The organism is Microbacterium sp. Leaf320, from assembly GCF_001423485.1.
GTDB lineage: Bacteria > Actinomycetota > Actinomycetes > Actinomycetales > Microbacteriaceae > Microbacterium.
Map to the genome: position 1 here is coordinate 35,489 of NZ_LMOD01000005.1, position 18,245 is coordinate 53,733.

At 67.2% G+C, this 18,245-nt stretch carries 16 protein-coding genes; 12 read left to right on the forward strand and 4 right to left on the reverse strand.

Annotation, left to right across the window (positions count from 1 at the left end; all coding sequences use genetic code 11):
* Position 1: 1 nt before the first annotated feature.
* Genes ASF63_RS16075 through ASF63_RS16090 form a run of 4 tightly spaced genes read left to right on the forward strand, consistent with a single transcriptional unit; the run spans position 2 to position 2,776 of the window.
* Positions 2-214 carry a hypothetical protein gene (locus tag ASF63_RS16075; RefSeq protein WP_056516419.1) on the forward strand — a complete coding sequence of 71 codons (213 nt, stop codon included), beginning with the start codon at positions 2-4 and terminating at the stop codon, positions 212-214.
* Complete coding sequence (locus tag ASF63_RS16080; protein ID WP_056516424.1) at positions 207-851, forward strand: CYTH domain-containing protein; 645 nt, start codon at positions 207-209, stop codon at positions 849-851. The genes ASF63_RS16075 and ASF63_RS16080 overlap by 8 nt, the downstream gene beginning before the upstream one ends.
* A gap of 54 nt (positions 852-905) precedes the next feature.
* Complete coding sequence (locus ASF63_RS16085; RefSeq protein ID WP_056516426.1) at positions 906-2,060, forward strand: type III polyketide synthase; 1,155 nt, start codon at positions 906-908, stop codon at positions 2,058-2,060.
* On the forward strand, positions 2,057-2,776 hold the full coding sequence (locus tag ASF63_RS16090; protein WP_056516428.1) for a methyltransferase domain-containing protein: 720 nt from the start codon (positions 2,057-2,059) through the stop codon (positions 2,774-2,776). Before ASF63_RS16085 ends, ASF63_RS16090 begins: the two co-directional genes overlap by 4 nt.
* Before the next feature lie 57 nt (positions 2,777-2,833).
* Here ASF63_RS16090 and lpdA read toward each other — a convergent pair whose 3' ends face one another.
* On the reverse strand, positions 2,834-4,231 hold the full coding sequence (lpdA, locus tag ASF63_RS16095; RefSeq protein WP_056306947.1) for a dihydrolipoyl dehydrogenase: 1,398 nt from the start codon (positions 4,229-4,231) through the stop codon (positions 2,834-2,836).
* Between the two features lie 9 nt (positions 4,232-4,240).
* Entirely contained in the window at positions 4,241-4,891 is a 651-nt protein-coding gene (locus ASF63_RS16100; protein ID WP_056516429.1) for a copper resistance protein CopC, read from the reverse strand.
* Positions 4,892-4,990: 99 nt separating this feature from the next.
* Between ASF63_RS16100 and ASF63_RS16105 the strand changes: the two genes are divergently transcribed.
* From ASF63_RS16105 to ASF63_RS16115, 3 genes are all read left to right on the forward strand, one after another.
* Positions 4,991-5,476, forward strand: coding sequence for an FHA domain-containing protein (locus tag ASF63_RS16105; protein ID WP_056516430.1), 486 nt, complete (start codon positions 4,991-4,993; stop codon positions 5,474-5,476).
* A complete protein-coding gene (locus tag ASF63_RS16110; protein ID WP_056516431.1) occupies positions 5,476-6,162 on the forward strand; it encodes a MerR family transcriptional regulator in 687 nt (228 codons plus the stop codon). The genes ASF63_RS16105 and ASF63_RS16110 overlap by 1 nt, the downstream gene beginning before the upstream one ends.
* A gap of 99 nt (positions 6,163-6,261) precedes the next feature.
* Positions 6,262-6,807, forward strand: coding sequence for a MerR family transcriptional regulator (locus ASF63_RS16115; protein WP_056516435.1), 546 nt, complete (start codon positions 6,262-6,264; stop codon positions 6,805-6,807).
* A gap of 81 nt (positions 6,808-6,888) precedes the next feature.
* Here ASF63_RS16115 and ASF63_RS16120 read toward each other — a convergent pair whose 3' ends face one another.
* The gene (locus ASF63_RS16120; protein WP_056517297.1) at positions 6,889-7,701 is read right to left on the reverse strand and encodes a ParA family protein; all 813 of its coding nucleotides are present in this window, start codon (positions 7,699-7,701) and stop codon (positions 6,889-6,891) included.
* Between the two features lie 93 nt (positions 7,702-7,794).
* On the opposite strand from ASF63_RS16120, the gene ASF63_RS16125 reads away from it, so the two are divergent.
* The 3 genes from ASF63_RS16125 (at position 7,795) to def (ending at position 14,009) form a co-directional block, all read left to right on the forward strand.
* Positions 7,795-11,202, forward strand: a complete 3,408-nt coding sequence (locus tag ASF63_RS16125) for a pyruvate carboxylase (protein ID WP_056516439.1) — start codon at positions 7,795-7,797, stop codon at positions 11,200-11,202.
* Positions 11,203-11,268: 66 nt separating this feature from the next.
* Positions 11,269-13,518: a MinD/ParA family protein gene (locus tag ASF63_RS19380; protein WP_235560837.1), complete on the forward strand. Its 2,250-nt coding sequence runs from the start codon at positions 11,269-11,271 to the stop codon at positions 13,516-13,518.
* Positions 13,518-14,009: a peptide deformylase gene (gene def / locus ASF63_RS16135; RefSeq protein WP_056516443.1), complete on the forward strand. Its 492-nt coding sequence runs from the start codon at positions 13,518-13,520 to the stop codon at positions 14,007-14,009. Before ASF63_RS19380 ends, def begins: the two co-directional genes overlap by 1 nt.
* A 63-nt stretch (positions 14,010-14,072) precedes the next feature.
* On the opposite strand, the gene ASF63_RS16140 is transcribed toward def, so the two are convergent.
* Positions 14,073-15,905 (reverse strand): AMP-dependent synthetase/ligase, encoded by a 1,833-nt coding sequence (locus ASF63_RS16140; RefSeq protein ID WP_056516446.1) that lies wholly within the window; start codon positions 15,903-15,905, stop codon positions 14,073-14,075.
* A gap of 151 nt (positions 15,906-16,056) precedes the next feature.
* Here ASF63_RS16140 and ASF63_RS16145 point away from each other — a divergent pair, with 151 nt between their 5' ends.
* Both ASF63_RS16145 and ASF63_RS16150 read left to right on the forward strand, forming a co-directional pair.
* Positions 16,057-16,755 carry a lysophospholipid acyltransferase family protein gene (locus tag ASF63_RS16145; protein ID WP_056517303.1) on the forward strand — a complete coding sequence of 233 codons (699 nt, stop codon included), beginning with the start codon at positions 16,057-16,059 and terminating at the stop codon, positions 16,753-16,755.
* 37 nt (positions 16,756-16,792) lie between these two features.
* Positions 16,793-18,133 carry a class II 3-deoxy-7-phosphoheptulonate synthase gene (locus ASF63_RS16150; RefSeq protein WP_056516449.1) on the forward strand — a complete coding sequence of 447 codons (1,341 nt, stop codon included), beginning with the start codon at positions 16,793-16,795 and terminating at the stop codon, positions 18,131-18,133.
* The last annotated feature ends 112 nt before the right edge of the window (positions 18,134-18,245 follow it).

The window sequence follows — 18,245 nt, forward strand, 5'->3', positions numbered from 1 at the left end:
CATGGCACTCGCACGACTTCACGGCGGCCCGCTCGACGGGCAGATCATTCCTCTCGGCGACGCGGACGACAAGCTGATCGTCCCCTACAGCGAGACCCAGGTGGTGTACAACCGACGCGGCGAGGAGCAGAACACCGGCGACGCCGACGGGCCCACCGAGATCGACTACTGGTTCGACGAGTCCCTCGAGGACCTCACTCTCACGGATGACTGAGAGCGGCCCTCCTTCGCAGTCCGGCTCCGAGCCGACCAGGGTCGTCGAAGTCGAGCGCAAGTACGACGTCGATGAGGGCACGCCCCTCCCCGAGTGGGTCGGACTGCCCGGTGTCGACGCCGTGTCCGAGGGCGAGGTGCGCGAGCTCGACGCGCGCTACCTCGACACCGATGACGCCGATCTCTCGCGTGCCGGGGTGGCGGTTCGCCGCCGCACCGGCGGCCCGGATGCAGGATGGCACATCAAGGGACCCCGCGAAGGCGACGGACGTCTCGAGATCGGCTGGCCGCTGGGCGACGACGACAGTGTCCCGGATGCGGTGACCGACACCCTCTCCCGCTGGACGAGGGGAAGGCTGACGCCACTCGCGCGCATCGAGAACAGCCGCACCGCCTATCTGCTCTCCGGAGCAGACGGCGTGATCGCCGAGTTCGTCGACGATCACGTCCGCGCGACGGACCTCCGGCAGGGCCTCCGGCGCGAATGGCGAGAGTGGGAGTTCGAACTCGGCCCGGCCGCTCCGGCGGATGCAGTGGGGCGTGCGGCCCTGTTCGATGCCGTCGAGAGGGCGATCTTCGCCGTCGGCGGTCGTGAGGCGGCATCCGGTTCGAAGCTCGCCCGTGCTCTGGGTTTCTGACACACGGCGCAAGCCCCTTCCGTCTCGCCGCGCGATGGTGCTTGAGTGACTGACATGAGCCGCCACGCCGTCCTCCGCTCGCTGCAGACGATCGTTCCCGACACTGTCCTCGAGCAGAACGAGGTGCGCGACATCTTCGCCTCGCAGCCGGATGTCGGAAGGCTCGCGCAGCGGATCATCGGCGCCTCCTTCAACGGCTCGGGAATCGACACGCGGCACACGGTCATCGACGAGTTCTCGTCGCATCCGCGGCCGGGCGAACCGATGTTCTTCGAGCGGGAGAAGAACCTTCTCCGCTCACCCGGGACCAAGGCGCGCAACGACCTCTACGTGAGGGAGGCGTCGCGTCTCTTCGTCGAGGTCGCGCGTCGCGCCCTCGATGCCGACCCCGACGTGTCCGCCGCCGACGTCACGCACGTCATCACGGCATCGTGCACGGGATTCCATGCCCCCGGCCCGGAGTACGAGATCGTGCGGGGGCTCGGGCTCCCTGACAGCGTGCAGCGCTATCACCTGGGTTTCATGGGGTGCTACGCCTCGATGCCGGCGCTCCGCGCTGCGAGCCAGTTCTGCGCGGCCGACCCAGACGCCGTGGTGCTGGTCGTCAGCGTCGAGCTGTGCACGGTGCACCTGAGATCGACCGAGGACCCTGACCTCATCGTCGCCAACTCCCTCTTCGCCGACGGAGCGGCCGCGGGCATCGTCACGGCCCGTGATCTTCCCACGCCGACTCCCGGGGTCCGTCTCGACGGCTTCCACACGGCTATCGCCGCAGAGGGCGAGCAGGACATGGCATGGACGATCGGTGACAACGGCTTCGAGATGATCCTGTCGACCAGGGTTCCGCAGATCATCGGCGAGACCATCGTCGGGGCGATCCGCCCGCTCTACGCGCGCGAAGGAGAGCTCGCCGAGGCCTTCGACGAGGGGCGCGTCGGGGACCGCGTCGAGCACTGGGCCATCCATCCCGGTGGCCGGAGCATCCTCGATCGGGTGCAGGAGCGACTGAATCTGTCGGATGCTCAGCTGCATCCCGCGCGCGAGACGCTGCGGGTGAACGGCAACATGTCGAGTGCGACGGTCCTCTTCGTCATCAAGCGCATCCTCGACGACGGCGCAGCCGACGGGTCGCGCGTCGCGGCGATGGCCTTCGGGCCGGGGCTGACGGCCGAGAGCGCCCTGATGACGGTCACCGCCGGCGTCGCATGATTCACGACCTCTCGACCCGCGCGTCCGATGCGCGAGAGCTCATGGACGACCCCGATGCGGACATCGCCATGCTCGAGCGCACCTACGAGCGTTTCCGCCTCGTGAACGCCCTGGTGTCGGGCCCGGGGGAGCTCTATCGTCGAGACATCCGCCCCCGTGCCCGGCGCGGTCCGATCCGCATCCTCGACATCGGAGCCGGCGGCGGCGACGTCTGCCGGATGATCGCGGCGAGGCTGCAGCGCGACGGACTGACCGCCGAGATCACCGCGCTGGATGCCGATGAGCGCGCGATCCGGTGGGCCGCCGCTCACGACGGGGGATCCGGCGTGCGATACCGCCGCGCGCTGTCGGAGGAACTCGTCGCGGAGGGGGAGCAGTACGACGTGGTCTTCTCGAATCACCTGCTTCACCACCTCACGACGCAAGAGCTGCAGAGCCTGCTGCTCGACTCGCGACGGCTCGTCGGCGAAGACGGGCTCGTGGCGCATCGTGACATCGCCCGAAGCAGGGCTGCATACATGCTGTACAGCGCGGTGACCTGGCTCTTCTCCGGCACGCTCTTCCGAGGGTCATTCATCCGCGAGGACGGCCTCATCAGCATCCGCCGCTCATACACATCGAAGGAGCTGACGTCGATCGTGCCGCCCGGGTGGGCCGTGCGATTCAGTCTTCCGTCGCGGCTCGAGCTGAGACGCGACGGCCGCGCCGGACGGTGATGCACGAAGGCCCGGTCACGCGTGAGCGTGCCGGGCCTTCGTGCTGATCGGGTGGGATCAGAAATTGATCATGTGACCCGCGAGGCCGTGGAAGCCCTCCTGCAGCGCCTCCGACAGAGTCGGGTGGGTGTGCACGTTGCGGGCCAGCTCGAGAGCGGTGAGGTCCCACTTCTGCGCCAGCGTCAGCTCGGGCAGGAGCTCGGAGACGTCGGGGCCGATCATGTGGGCGCCGATGAGCTCGAGGTGCTCGGCGTCGGCGATCAGCTTGACGAAGCCGACGGGCTCGCCGAGTCCGTGCGCCTTGCCGTTCGCCATGAAGGGGAACGTCGCGACCTTGATCTCGCGCCCCTCGTCCTTGGCCTGCTGCTCGGTGAGGCCGAACGAGGCGACCTGCGGCGAGCAGAACGTCGCGCGGGGCATCATGCGGTAGTCGCCGAGCGTCTGGGTCTCTGCGCCGCCGATGGTCTCTGCCGCGACGACACCCTGAGCCTCTGCCACGTGCGCGAGCTGCAGCTTGGCGGTGACGTCGCCGATCGCGTAGATGCCCTCGACGTTGGTGCGCATGTGGTCGTCGATGTCGATCGCACCGCGCTCGGTGAGCTTCACGCCGGTGGCCTCGAGTCCGAAGCCCTCGATGTTCGGGGCGAAGCCGACGGACATGAGCACCTTGTCGGCCTCGATCGACGACTGCTGCCCGTCCTTGCCGGTGTACGAGACGGTGACGGACGAGCCGTTGTCGACGACGGACTCGACCTTGGTGGAGGTCAGGATGTCGACGCCGTAGTTCTTGTACTGCTTCGCGATCTCCTTCGACACGTCCGCATCCTCGTTGGGGAGAGCGCGGTCGAGGAACTCGATGATCGTGACCTTGACGCCGTAGTTGGTCATCACGTAAGCGAATTCCATGCCGATGGCGCCGGCGCCGACGATGACGATCGACTTCGGCAGTTCGCGGCTGAGGATCTGCTCCTCATAGGTCACGACATTGTCGCTGAGCTGCACTCCGGGGAGCAGGCGGACCTTCGAACCGGTCGCGATGATCGCGTTGTCGAAGGTGACCTCTTCGGTGGTGCCGTCGGCCTTGGCGACCGAGATCGCCTTCGGGCCGGTGAAGGTGCCGCGACCGTCGTACTCGGTCACCTTGTTCTTCTTCATCAGGAAGTGGATGCCCTTGACGCGCCCGTCTGCGACGACACGGCTGCGATCGAACGCCTTGCCGTAGTCGATCGTGAACTCACCCGAGATGCCGAAGAAGTCGGCCTTGTGGTTGAGCGTGTGTGCGAGCTCCGCGTTCTTCAGAAGAGCCTTGGAGGGGATGCAGCCCACGTTGAGGCACACACCACCCCAGTACTTCTCTTCGATGATGGCGGTGGACAGACCGAGCTGCGCGCTGCGAACCGCAGCGACGTATCCGCCAGGACCTGCACCGAGGATGACGACATCGTAGTGTGGCATGCCTTAAGCCTATCGTTCCGTGGGGGCGTCGGAATCGGTCGAACCGCGGGGGCGGCGGCCCTGGATCACGAGCCAGACGACGATGCCGACGATCACGAGCACGCCGGCGATCGCGAGCACCCAGATCATGGTCGTCGCGGGGGACGAGTCGCTCTCCTCGGGTGCGGCCGTGGCGTCCGTTCCGGGGCCGGCGGTCGCGGCGGGAGTCGGCTCGGCGGTCGTGGGGGATGCCGTCGGCTCCGCGGTCGCGATGCTCTCCGTGCCGGTCGTGACGGTGAAGTCGAACTCGCCGGAGGTGGGGTGGCCGTCGCTCGAGACGACCTTCCAGACCACGTGGTAAGCACCTGCCGGCGCCTCGGCTGCGAGCGGCTGGGTGACGACCGCACCGTTCAGGGTCGGAGCGCCGTCGGTGACGGGGCTGCCCGCGGGATCCGTCACGACGATCTCGGTCGCGCCTTCGCCGTCGATGAGCTTCGCGCTGAAGGTGAGGGTGAGCTCGGTCGGCAGCGTCTCGACCGTGCCGTCGGCTTCGGGGGACGACGCGAGGAGGCTGTCGTGCGCTGAGGCGGAGAGCGGCGCGAACAGCACCAGGAACGCTGTCAGAAGGGCTGCTGCGAGAGCGATCGGGGCTGCGGGGAGGCGGCGAGCTGTGGTTTTCACATGCTCAGCCTATGAAGCATCGGTATGTGATGGCTGAGTGTGAAGGGAGCTCCCGCGTGGGGTCGCTGATCAGTTAGTCTGGAGGACTAGGAGGGCAAAGTGACAGACAGCGAAACCCGATCGGGCGGAGACGCCGCGATCCATCGTGCCGGCGAGCAGAGGCACGACGTGACGCAGACGTTCGGGCATGACTCGGACCTTTCCTTCGTGCCCTTCGGCGCGGAGCTGACGGATGTGGAACAGACCGCCATCGCGGCACTTCCCTCCGGTTCCGCACTGCTTCTGGTGCGTTCCGGAGCACTGGCAGGCGCGCGTTACCTGCTCGACACGGACGTGACGACCGTCGGTCGCCACCCCGAAGCCGACATCTTCTTCGACGACGTCACCGTCTCGCGTCGTCATGCCGAGGTCACCCGCACCGGCTCGACCTTCGAGATCATCGACCAGCGCTCTCTCAACGGCACGTATGTGAACGGTGAGCGCGTCGACCGCAGTGCTCTGGTCGACGGCACCGAGCTTCGCGTCGGCAAGTTCCGGCTGAACTTCTTCGCCTCTCCCGTCGATCGCGTCGCGGCGATCGACTGATGGCGGCTTCCCCCGCCCGCGAACGCTCGGCGTCCGCGGGTCTTCTGAGCATCGGTCAGGTCCTGGCGCGACTCACGCCAGAGTTCCCCGAGCTCACTTCGAGCAAGCTCCGCTTCCTCGAAGTTCAGGGGATCGTCACGCCGTCGCGCACCGAATCGGGCTACCGCAAGTTCTCGCAGGCCGACATCGAGCGGCTGCGCCTCGGTCTCACGCTGCAGCGGGATCACTACCTCCCTCTCAGCGTCATCCGCGAGCAGCTCGACGAGGCTGAGGCGAACGGCGAATCGGCGGCTCTCGTGCCGCCGCCCTCGATCACTCCGACGCCGCGTCGCTACCGTCGCAGTGAGCTGCTGTCGGCGGCAGGCGCGGGTCCGCAACTGCTCAACGACGCGATCAGCACCGGCGTGATCGTGGCACAGGAGAGCTACCCGGAATCCACGGTCACGTTGCTGCGCGGTCTCGTCGCTCTCGACCGCCACGGCATCGAGCCCCGGCACCTTCGCTCACTGCGACAGGGTGCCGAACGCGAGGTCGCGCTGATCGAATCGGCCTTGTCTTCACTGCTGCGCCGCACAGACGCCACGTCGCGCGCGAAGGCGAGCGACATGGCGCCGAACCTGGCCGCGAAGATCGACGAGGTGCGTTCGCTCTTCGTCAAAGACGCGATCGCACGGCTGCTTTCGTAACGAACTGATTGCGACACACCTTCGGTGTCGTACGGATGTCATTGCCGGTGCCGGAGGGCTGCTCTAGCGTGGAGGTAACGGCTCCAGGGAGGATTTCAGATGAATGCGGATGAGCGTGCAGGCGACCCGCGGTTCGTACCCGAACTCCTCTTCACCGACGGCCTGCCGGCCATGGATGACGAGGTCGGCTATCGCGGTGCCGTCGCTGCTCGTGCAGCGGGCATCACCTACCGTCAACTGGACTACTGGGCGCGCACCGAGCTGGTCGAGCCCACGGTTCGCGGCGCGAGCGGCTCCGGCTCTCAGCGCCTCTACGGCTTCCGCGACATCCTCGTGCTCAAGCTCGTGAAGAGCCTGCTCGACACAGGCATCTCGCTGCAGCAGATCCGTACCGCGGTCGACGAGCTCCGCCGCGCGGGCATCCGCGATCTGGCGGGAACGACCCTCATGAGCGACGGCGCATCCGTCTACCTCTGCACGTCGAACGACGAGGTCATCGACCTGGTCAGCCGCGGACAGGGAGTATTCGGCATCGCCGTCGGCAAGGTGCTCCGCGAAGTGGAGTCCACACTGGTCGCGTTCGATGCGACGGCACCGGACCCGGTCGACGAGCTGTCGGCGCGCCGCACCAAGCGCTCCGCCTGAGCATCCGCGGCCTCGAGCCGCGCACAGACGAAGAAACGGCCATCCTCGCCGGAGGATGGCCGTTCTGCTGTCTGCGGTCGGTCAGGCCTGAGCGCCCGTTTCCGCGACCTGGATGCGCCCCGTGCGGATGATCCGGTCGAGCAGCTGGTCGAAGTCCGAGGCGAGCTCCTGAGCCGAGTCGCCCGGCCAGATGTGGAGCGGCTTGGCCGCACCCTGTGCCTGCTGCAGCGAAGTGCGCTCGGGCAGCTGAGGGGAGAGGACGAGCGGACCGAACATGTCGCGCAGCTCCTTGATGCGGAACTGGTGCTCGATCGACTGAGGACGGACGCGGTTGACCACGATGCCGAGCGGCTGAAGGCGAGGGGAGAGACCTCGACGGATCTCCTCGATCGCGCGGAGAGCACGGTCGGCGGCGGCGACGGAGAAGAGGCCGGGCTCGGTGACGACCATCACGCGGTCGCTCGCGGCCCAGGCCGTGCGGGTGAGGGCGTTCAGCGAGGGCGCGCAGTCGATGAGCACCAGGTCGTAGTCCGCCTCGACGGCAGCCAGCGCCTCTTCGAGCTTCCAGACGTCGCGCACGCTCGGGTGCGGTCCGTCGAAGTTGATCGCGGAGGGGCTTCCGATCAGCACGTCGATGGTTCCGGGGTGCACCTTCGCCCAGCCGCTGGAGGTGATCGCCTGACGGACGACCTTCTCCTTCGGGTTCGCCAGGACATCGGCGATGTTGAGCCGACCTGCCACCTGGATGTCCATCCCGGTGGACACATCGGACTGCGGGTCGAGGTCGACGACGAGCGTTCGGACACCACGGGCGAAGGCCGCTGAGGCCAAGCCGAGGGTCACGGTCGTCTTGCCGACGCCTCCCTTGAGAGAGCTGACGCTGAGTACGTGCACGAACACCACGTTACCTTCCCCTAGGCTGGGTGCACACTCAGCCCCGCCCCATGCGCGACGATTCAGGCGTGCATCGAGCCCCCAGAGGTGTGCATGTTCCAGAAGATCCTTGTGGCGAACCGCGGCGAGATCGCGATCCGTGCCTTCCGTGCGGCATTCGAGGTCGGAGCCAGGACCGTCGCCGTCTTCCCTCATGAAGACCGTGGGTCGGTCCATCGGCTCAAGGCCGATGAGGCGTACGAGATCGGCGAGCGGGGCCATCCGGTCCGCGCGTACCTCGATGTCGATGAGATCATCCGCGTCGCGAAGGATGCGGGGGCGGACGCGATCTACCCGGGCTATGGGTTCCTCTCAGAGAACCCGGAGCTGGCGGAGAAGGCAGCCGCGAACGGCATCACCTTCATCGGCCCGCCGGCGAAGGTGCTCGAGATGGCGGGCAACAAGGTCGAGGCCAAACGTCACGCGATCGAGGCCGGTGTCCCCGTGCTCCGGTCGACCGAGGCATCTGACGACGTCGAGGCGCTCGTGGCTCAGGCGGCAGAGATCGGGTTCCCCCTGTTCGCAAAGGCCGTCGCCGGCGGTGGCGGACGCGGCATGCGTCGGGTCGAGTCGGCGGCGGAGCTGGCCCCCGCACTCGCCGAGGCGATGCGTGAGGCCGAGAGCGCGTTCGGCGACCCGAGGATGTTCCTCGAGCAGGCCGTGCTGCGTCCTCGCCACATCGAGGTGCAGATCCTCGCCGACAAGTCCGGTGAGACCGTTCATCTGTTCGAGCGCGACTGCTCGGTGCAGCGTCGCCACCAGAAGGTGGTCGAGATCGCACCGGCCCCGAACCTCGACGACAGCATCCGCACGGCACTCCACGGTTACGCCGTCGCATTCGCCCGCTCGATCGGATATGAGAATGCCGGGACGGTGGAGTTCCTTCTCGAGACGGCGGGGGAGCGCACCGGCGAGGTCGTCTTCATCGAGATGAATCCGCGCATCCAGGTCGAGCACACGGTCACGGAAGAGGTCACCGACGTGGACCTCGTGCAGAGCCAGATGCGCATCGCCGCCGGTCAGACGCTCGCAGAGCTGGGACTCGAACAGAAGAACCTGCACGTGCGGGGCGCCGCTCTGCAATGCCGCATCACGACCGAAGACCCTACGCAGGGGTTCCGACCCGACACAGGGAAGATCACGACTTACCGCTCGCCCGGTGGAGCCGGCATCCGCCTCGACGGCGGCACAGTCCACCAGGGCGCGCAGATCAGCCCGCACTTCGATTCGATGCTGGCGAAGCTGACCTGCCGCGGTCGGGACTTCCCGGCGGCCGTCGCCCGCGCGCGGCGTGCGCTGGCGGAGTTCCGCATCCGCGGCGTCTCGACGAACATCCCCTTCCTGCAGGCGCTGCTGGACGATGACGCGTTCATCGCCGGCGACGTGAGCACCTCGTTCATCGACGAGCGCCCTGATCTGCTCCGAGGGCGCGAGTCGAAGGACCGCGGCACGAGGATCCTCAACTGGCTGGTCGACGTCACGGTCAACAAGCCGCATGGCACGCACCCGGGGTCGCTCGACCCGCGGACCAAGCTGCCGGCGCTCGACCTCTCCGTCGAGCCGGCCGCGGGGTCGCGCCAGAGGCTCCTCGAACTCGGCCCCGAGGGATTCGCGAGAAGCCTGCGCGAGCAGAGTGCTCTCGCCATCACCGACACGACGTTCCGCGACGCGCACCAGTCGCTGCTCGCCACTCGAGTGCGCACGCGGGACCTCGTCGCCGTCGCCCCGCACATCGCCAGGATGACGCCCGGACTGCTCTCGGTCGAGGCCTGGGGCGGCGCGACCTACGATGTCGCGCTGCGGTTCCTCGGGGAAGACCCGTGGGAGCGCCTCGACAAGCTCCGTGCGGCACTGCCGAACGTCGCGATCCAGATGCTGCTCCGGGGACGCAACACTGTGGGGTACACGCCGTACCCGACAGCCGTGACGGAGGCATTCGTGCAGGAGGCGGCAGCCAGCGGCGTCGACATCTTCCGGATCTTCGACGCGCTGAACGACGTCGAGCAGATGCGCCCGGCGATCGAAGCCGTCCGGAACACCGGCACAGCGGTCGCCGAGGTGGCGCTCTGCTACACCGGAGACCTTCTCAACCCCGCCGAGGACCTCTACACGCTGGACTACTATCTGACCCTCGCGGACCAGATCGTCGCAGCCGGCGCCCACATCATCGCCATCAAGGACATGGCAGGACTGCTGCGCCCCGCCGCAGCGGCGAAGCTCGTCGCAGCACTGCGAGAGCGCTTCGACCTCCCCGTCCACCTCCACACGCACGACACCCCGGGCGGACAGCTCGCGACTCTTCTGGCCGCCAGCGCTGCGGGCGTGGATGCGGTGGATGCGGCATCCGCACCGCTCGCCGGCACGACGAGTCAGCCGTCGCTCTCGTCGCTCGTCGCGGCGCTCGCGCACACCGACCGCGACAGCGGCATCGATCTCGGCAGCGTCTCGGATCTCGAACCGTACTGGGAGGCAGTCCGTCGGGTCTACGCGCCGTTCGAGTCCGGTCTGCCCGGACCCACGGGGCGCGTCTACCGCCACGAGATCCCGGGCGGCCAGCTCTCCAACCTCCGGCAGCAGGCGAAGGCGCTGGGCCTCGCAGACGACTTCGAGCTCATCGAGGACATGTACGCCGCCGCCGACCGCATCCTCGGACGCGTTCCCAAGGTGACTCCGTCGTCGAAGGTCGTCGGGGACCTGGCGCTGCACCTCGCGGCGGTCAAGGCAGACCCCGCAGACTTCGAGGCGAACCCCGAGAAGTACGACGTGCCGGATTCCGTCGTCGGATTCATGGCCGGCGAGCTCGGAGATCTTCCCGGCGGCTGGCCAGAGCCCTTCCGTACCAAGGTGCTGGCAGGTCGGTCGGTGCGCACCGGACTCACCGAGATCTCGGCGGACGACGAAGCCGCACTCGCGGGCGACAGCGCAAGCCGTCGCGCTCGTCTGAACACCCTGCTGTTCCCGGCTCCGATGCGCGAATTCACTCAGATGAGGGAACAGTTCGGCGATCTCTCGGTGCTCGACACCAGCGACTACCTCTACGGACTCGTGCAGGGGCAGGAGCACCTGGTCGAGATCGACCGGGGAGTGCAGCTGTTCGTCGGTCTCGAGGCCATCGGCGACGCGGACGACAAGGGCATGCGCACAGTGATGACCACCCTCAACGGTCAGCTGCGACCGGTTTTCGTGAGGGACAGGGCGGTGGCCGTCGACACCCACGAGATCGAGAAAGCCGACACCTCGGTCGCGGGGCACGTGGCTGCGCCGTTCTCCGGTGTCGTGACGCTCAAGGTCGAGGTCGGCACCGCGGTAAGGGCCGGCGAACCGGTCGCATCCATCGAAGCGATGAAGATGGAGGCGGCCATCACCGCCTCCGTCGACGGCGTGATCGAACGCCTCGCCATCGGGACGACGCAGCAGGTCGAAGCAGGAGATCTTTTGGTCGTCATCAGCCCGGCGCACTAATCTTGTGCGGGCGAGGCCGCGCTCGACGCAGCGCACCCGAGGCCCGCACAAGCTTGGAGCGACAACGTGACCCCGAAGAACGTGGCAGATACGCCGGACGAGGAGTCCAGAGGGGTGCTCGACGACGCCGCATCCCTGGACACCTCGGGCATCGGCATCCTCGGCAACACCGCTCAGGTGAGCGTCATCCTCCCGAAGGACGACGATGACGACCTCGAAGACGACAGCGTCGTCGACGGTGAGGTCGTCGCTGATCTGATCATCGACGAGCCCGTGGCCGCTGCCAAGGCGGCAGCTGAGATCGCGGCCGCCGAGGTATCGCCGCCGGTGCTGGGATCTGCCCCGATGATCATCGAGCTTCCCGCGGAACCTGCGGGTGCGGCGGCAGAGTCCGATGCTGATGCTGATGCTGATGCTGATGCTGATGCTGATGCTGATGCTGATGCTGATGCTGATGCTGATGCTGATGCTGATGCTGATGCTGATGCTGATGCTGATGCTGATGCTGATGCTGATGCTGATGCTGATGCTGACGAGGACGACGAGGACGAGCCAGCTGTTGCTGCTCGGCCCGGTCGCTCGGCCGCGCCTGAAGCCGACACAGCGCCTGAAGCCGACACAGCGCCTGAAGCCGACACAGCGGCTGTGCCGAACGTCGACGTCGACGATGACGATGACATCGAGCCTGAGCCTGAGCCTGAGCCGGAGATCGAACACGCTGATGACGTCGCGATCGTGCCGTCACCCGAGGCGCATCTCGAGGCTGAGTCGGCCACGGACATCTCCGAGGCCGATCCCGCTGTCGATTCCCTGGTCGATCCCGCTCCAGCGGAGGAGACGGATTCGGAGACCGAGTCCGTCTCTGAGACAGATGCTGAGCTCGATGTGGTGTCTGAACCCGAGCTGGAGCCCACCCCGGAGCCGGAGACTGCACCCGAACCCGAACCCGAACCCGAACCCGAACCCGAACCCGAGCCCGAGCCCGAGCCCGAGCCCGAGCCCGAGACTGCACCCGAACTCGAACCCGAACCCGAACTCGAACCCGAGCCCCGGATCACTCGTGAGCGCGCGACCGTGCGCGATTCCCTTGCATCGACGCCAGTCGCGTCGACCGCCCCGGCGGACTCCACGGGCGCCGACGTGGTCGCCCAGGAGGCCGCGGCTGCCGCGGCATTCATCGCGAGGGCGCGCGCCGACCTCGACGCCGGGCGCGGCTCGCGCCGATCGGCGGCCGCGGCATCACTCGCCAAGAAGGAGAGCCAGCCAGTGGAACAACCCAAGAAGGCGTCGGCCCCCGCACAGGCCACCCGTGCCGGGCGCGCGGAGGTGCAGCTCGCGTCGAAGCGCCTGGACGACCTCGGCGACTCGTCACGTGAGAGCGCAGACCTCCTCACGGCGGATCGGCTGCTCGATCCACATCGACTCACCAAGCCGGAACCGGAAGGTGCCTGGAGTCACTTCCTCTATACGATCTCCGGCCGACGCATCAACATCGGCGACGGAAAGCGCGCGCGCCAGCGCAAGGCGCTGAGCGCGAGGATCGCCGCTCCGATCGTCGGGGGTGCTCGATTCATTCCCGTGCTGTCGCGCAAGGGCGGCGTCGGAAAGACGACGATCACCGCGCTGCTCGGTATGGCACTCGCGGATGCACGAGATGATCGAGTGATCGCGGTCGACGCGAATCCCGATCGCGGCACACTCGCAGAACGCGTCGTGCGCCCTCATCACAACAAGACGGTGCGTGATCTCGTGCGCATCCACGACGAGGTGAGGGGCTATCACGACATCTCCGCGATCGTCGCTCGCGATGCGACCCGACTCGACGTTCTCGCCTCCGATTCCGACCCCCGCATCGCGGAGGCCTTCAGCGACCGCGACTACCGCGATGTCGCCGGCGTCGCCGCCCACTACTACTCGCTGGTCCTGACGGACACGGGGACGGGCATCGTCCATTCGGTGATGTCAGCCACACTCGACCTCGCCGATCAGCTTGTGATCGTGTCGGGGCTCAGCGTCGATGAGGCGCGCCTCGCGTCCGAGACCCTCACCTGGCTCGAGAGCAACGGCTACGCCGAGCAGGCGCGCGATGCGGTCGTGGTGCTGAACCAGTCGACGCCCGGTGCGCCCCTCGTGCGCCTCAACGAACTCGAGGCGCACTTCCGCACGCGCGCGAAGAACGTGGTGCGGATGCCCTACGACGCGCAGATCGCCGGAGGCGGAACAATCGTGTTCGCGAACCTCCAGCCCGAGACACGCGTGGCGGCGCGAGAGCTCGCTGCGCTGCTCGTCGAGGGCATCCGGGCGAAGGGCGCCTGATGGCGGTTCGCGAGATCCGGGTCTTCGGAGACCCCGTGCTTCGTGCCGTGTGCAGCCCGATCGACGTGATCGACGACGGAGTACGGGCCCTGGTGACGGATCTGATCGACACCGTGGAGGTGCCGGGACGTGCGGGCGTCGCCGCTCCCCAGATCGGTGTCGCCGTTCGGGCCTTCAGCTACAACATCGACGGTGACATCGGCTATGTGCTCAATCCGGTCCTGACCGAGGTGCGCGGAGAGCCCGTGCCGACGGGCGAGGGATGCCTGTCGGTCCCCGGGCTCTGGCACGATGCTATGCGTCATCCGTGGGCCCGGGTCGAGGGGATCGACCTCGACGGCGAACCGGTGGTGCTCGAAGGCGATGGCCTGCTGGCGCAGGCGCTCCAGCACGAGACGGATCACCTCGACGGCAAGCTCTACCTCACGCGACTGGATGCCGAGACGCGCAAGCGCGCGATGCGCGAGGTGCGCGAGAGCGACTGGTTCTGACCGGTCGGTGAAGACGAGAAAGGGCCCCGCCGGAGCGGGGCCCTTTCTCATTCTCCGTTCGCCTCAGCCGCCGATGGCGACGTTGGTCGTCGAGACGGGCTCGTCGTAGATGGCGGCGATCTCGTCGGCGAAGTCGCTCATGATCACGTTCCGCTTGATCGAGAGCTTGGGCGTGAGGTGTCCGGACGCCTCGGTCCACTCGCTGTCGAGGATCGTGAACTTGCGGATCGACTCGGCGCGGGACACACGGGCGTTGGCGGCATCCACCGCCTTCTGGATCTCGGCGCGCACCGCATCGTTCTTCGCGGCGACCGCGAGGGACATGTCCTTGTCGAGTCCGGCATTCGAGAGCCACGTCGGCAGCATCTCGGAGTCGAGCGTGACGAGCGCCGAGATGAACGGGCGCTGGTCGCCGACCACGACGACCTGGCCGATGATCGGATTCGCGCGGATCGGGTCTTCGAGCGCGGCAGGTGCGACGTTCTTGCCGCCTGCCGTGACGATGATCTCCTTCTTACGACCGGTGATCGTGAGGAAGCCCTCGGAGTCGAAGCTGCCGATGTCGCCGGTGTGGAACCAGCCGCCTTCGCTGAATGCCTCGGCGGTGGCTTCGGGGTTGTTCCAGTACTCCTTGAACACGTTGATACCCCGCACCTCGATCTCGCCATCGTCGGCGAGACGCACGCCCACGCCGGGGAGAGCGGGGCCGACGGTGCCGATCTTCGATTTGTCGGCGAGGTTCACGGTCGCGGGGGCCGTGGTCTCGGTGAGGCCGTAGCCCTCGAGGATCACGACGCCGAGGCTGTGGAAGAAATGACCGAGTCGAGAGCCGAGCGGAGCGGAGCCCGAGACGGCGTAGACGATCCTGCCGCCCATCGCCTCGCGCAGCTTGCTGTAGACCAGCTTGTTGAAAAGCGCGAACTTGAGCCGGGTCCCGAACGGGACGCTCTTTCCCTCTTCGACCAGCTTGGAGTGCTGGATCGCGACATCGGCCGCTGCCCGGAAGATCTTGCCCTTGCCTCCGGCCTCGGCCTTCTGCTCGGCCGAGTTGTAGACCTTCTCGAATACGCGGGGCACCGCGAGGAGGAAGGTCGGCTTGAAGGAGCCGAGCGCCGGCAGCAGCTGACGGGTGTCGGGCTGATGTCCGGTGCGGACGCCCGCATGGATGTTCAGGATCGAGATGAACCGCGCGAAGACGTGCGCGGTCGTGATGAACAGCAGCGTCGAAGAACCGGGAGTCTGCACCACGGCATCCAGCGCTTTGGCGGAGTTGCGGCAGAGCTCGACGAAGTTGCTGTGAGTGAGCACGCACCCCTTGGGGCGACCGGTCGACCCCGAGGTGTAGATGAGGGTGGCGATGTCGGAGCCGACGGCGATGTTGCGGAGTCGCTCGATCTCGGCGTCCGGAACGGATGCGCCCTGCGCCGTGAGTGCGTCGATGGCGCCGAGGTGAAGCTGCCAGACTTCGCGGAGCAGCGGGAGGTCGCCACGGACCTCGTCGACCCGCGCGAAGTGCTCGGGGGACTCGACCACGAGTGCGATGGCACCGGAGTCTTCGAGGATCCACTGGATCTGCGACGGCGAGCTGGTCTCATAGATCGGGACCATCACGGCACCGGCGTAGAAGAGTGCGAAGTCGACGAGTGTCCAGTCGTAGGTGGTGCGGGCGAGGAAGCCCACCTTCTCGCCCGGCTGGATACCCGCGGCGACGAAGCCCTTGGCCAGCGCGATGACGGCGGTCTCGAAATCCGCTGCGGTGATATCGCGCCATCCGGTGCCGTCGGGGACAGCGAAGAGAGGGCGATCCGGAGTGGCCTGGACGCGCTTCGCCAGGAGGTCGGCGATGTTCGCTTCGGGATCGGCGGGGACGACGGCGGGGACTTCAAACTGGACCACGGCAGCTCCTTCGGTACCGGTCGGGCACTGGGTTGCACACGAGTCTAGGGCATGACACCGGGTCGCACCCGGCATGAGACTCAGTCGCCTTTCGCGACAGAGTGGGCGCACGCTCTGGCGGATGCCGATCCCGGCGCTAGACTTCACCTCGATGTTCTACTGGCTCATGAAGTACGTCGCGATCGGACCCGTCGTCAAGGCCGTCTTCCGACCGTGGGTGGTCGGGCGTGCGAACATCCCGGCGAACGGCGCGGCGATCCTCGCCAGCAACCACCTCTCGTTCGCGGATTCGATCTTCCTGCCGCTCATGATCGATCGCCCCATGTCGTTCCTCGCGAAGAGCGACTACTTCACCGGGCGGGGGATCAAAGGGTGGGCCACGAAGTTCTTCATGAAGGCCACCGGCCAGATCCCGATCGACCGCTCGGGAGGCAAGGCATCCGAGGCGTCGCTGAACACCGGGCTCCAGGTGCTCGGGAGAGGTGACCTGCTCGGCATCTACCCGGAGGGCACCCGCAGCCCGGATGGACGGCTCTATCGGGGGCGCACCGGCATCGCCCGGATGGCCATGGAAGCGAAGGTTCCCGTCATCCCGGTCATCATGGTCGACACCGACACCGCGATGCCGATCGGTCAGAGGGTGCCACGGGTCACACGCGTCGGGATCGTCGTCGGCGAGCCCCTGGATTTCTCGCGTTACGCGGGTATGGAGAACGACCGCTACATACTGCGGTCGGTCACGGACGAGATCATGGTCGCGCTCCAGCGACTGGGGGAGCAGCAGTACGACGACGTCTACGCGTCGACCGTGAAGGACCGTCTCCCGGTGCGCGTCACACGGCGCTCCTGAGGCATCCCGGGTTCGCGCCGAGCACTAGGCTGGAGTCATGCTCCAGCACCACATCGACGCGCTTGATGCGTGGCGTTCGCTCCCGATCAAGCAGCAGCCTCAGTGGCACGACGCCGCTCGCGTATCCGAGGTCTCCGCGCAGATCTCGACGCTTCCGCCCCTGGTGTTCGCCGGCGAGGTCGACAACCTGCGCGACCGTCTCGCACGCGCGGCATCCGGGCAGGCCTTCCTGCTCCAGGGCGGTGACTGCGCCGAGACCTTCGCCGGAGCGACCGCCGATCAGATCCGCAACCGGATCAAGACCGTTCTGCAGATGGCTGTCGTGCTGACCTATGGGGCATCGATGCCGGTCGTGAAGATGGGGCGTATGGCGGGGCAGTTCGCCAAGCCGCGATCGAGCGACACCGAGACCAGAGGCGACGTCACTCTGCCCGCATACCGCGGCGACATCGTCAACGGCTACGACTTCACCGAAGGATCGCGTCGTCCGGATCCGGCTCGACTGCTCCAGGGTTACCACACCGCCGCCTCGACGCTGAACCTCATCCGTGCCTTCACGCAGGGTGGCTTCGCCGACCTCCGCGAGGTGCACTCCTGGAACAAGGGCTTCGCCCAGAACCCGGCGAACCAGCGCTACGAGCGCATGGCCGCCGAGATCGATCGGGCCATCAAGTTCATGGAGGCGGCCGGCGCCGACTTCGACGAGCTCACCCGCGTGGAGTTCTTCACGGGGCACGAGGGTCTGCTGATGGACTACGAGCGCCCGATGACCCGCATCGACTCCCGCACAGACACGCCGTTCAACACCTCGGCGCACTTCCTGTGGATCGGTGAGCGCACGCGCGAGCTCGACGGCGCGCACATCGACTACTTCTCGAAGATCCGCAACCCCATCGGCGTCAAGCTCGGCCCGACCACGACGCCCGAGACGGCTCTGGCTCTGATCGACAAGCTCGACCCGAACCGCGAGCCCGGACGACTGACGTTCATCACGCGCATGGGAGCGGGCAAGATCCGCGACGCTCTGCCGCCGCTGCTCGAGGCTGTCCGCGATTCGGGTGCGCAGCCGCTGTGGGTCACCGACCCGATGCACGGCAACGGCATCACGACGCCCACGGGGTACAAGACGCGTCGCTTCGACGACGTCGTCGACGAGGTGCGCGGCTTCTTCGAGGCACACCGCGCTGCCGGCACGTTCCCCGGGGGCATCCACGTCGAGCTCACCGGTGACGACGTCACGGAGTGCCTCGGCGGATCCGAGCACATCGACGAGGCAGCGCTCGCGACTCGCTACGAGAGCCTCTGCGACCCGCGTCTGAACCACATGCAGTCGCTGGAACTGGCCTTCCTCGTGGCTGAGGAGCTCGAGAAGCGCTGATCCCGCATTCTGAAAAGACGAACCGCCCTTCCCGAGATCGGGGAGGGCGGTTCGTGGTTCCGGAGTCGCTCGCGCGTCTCCGCAGCCGCACGCGCGACCGGGGGTCAGCCGC

Excerpts from the sequence above, each read along its gene's own strand:
- ASF63_RS16075 (WP_056516419.1), top strand. The coding sequence starts at position 2 with ATGGCACTCGCACGACTTCACGGCGGCCCGCTCGACGGGCAGATCATT.
- ASF63_RS16080 (WP_056516424.1), top strand. The coding sequence starts at position 207 with ATGACTGAGAGCGGCCCTCCTTCGCAGTCCGGCTCCGAGCCGACCAGG.
- ASF63_RS16085 (WP_056516426.1), top strand. The coding sequence starts at position 906 with ATGAGCCGCCACGCCGTCCTCCGCTCGCTGCAGACGATCGTTCCCGAC.
- ASF63_RS16090 (WP_056516428.1), top strand. The coding sequence starts at position 2,057 with ATGATTCACGACCTCTCGACCCGCGCGTCCGATGCGCGAGAGCTCATG.
- lpdA (WP_056306947.1), bottom strand. The coding sequence starts at position 4,231 with ATGCCACACTACGATGTCGTCATCCTCGGTGCAGGTCCTGGCGGATAC.
- ASF63_RS16110 (WP_056516431.1), top strand. The coding sequence starts at position 5,476 with ATGGCGGCTTCCCCCGCCCGCGAACGCTCGGCGTCCGCGGGTCTTCTG.
- ASF63_RS16115 (WP_056516435.1), top strand. The coding sequence starts at position 6,262 with ATGAATGCGGATGAGCGTGCAGGCGACCCGCGGTTCGTACCCGAACTC.
- ASF63_RS16125 (WP_056516439.1), top strand. The coding sequence starts at position 7,795 with ATGTTCCAGAAGATCCTTGTGGCGAACCGCGGCGAGATCGCGATCCGT.
- def (WP_056516443.1), top strand. The coding sequence starts at position 13,518 with ATGGCGGTTCGCGAGATCCGGGTCTTCGGAGACCCCGTGCTTCGTGCC.
- ASF63_RS16145 (WP_056517303.1), top strand. The coding sequence starts at position 16,057 with ATGTTCTACTGGCTCATGAAGTACGTCGCGATCGGACCCGTCGTCAAG.
- ASF63_RS16150 (WP_056516449.1), top strand. The coding sequence starts at position 16,793 with ATGCTCCAGCACCACATCGACGCGCTTGATGCGTGGCGTTCGCTCCCG.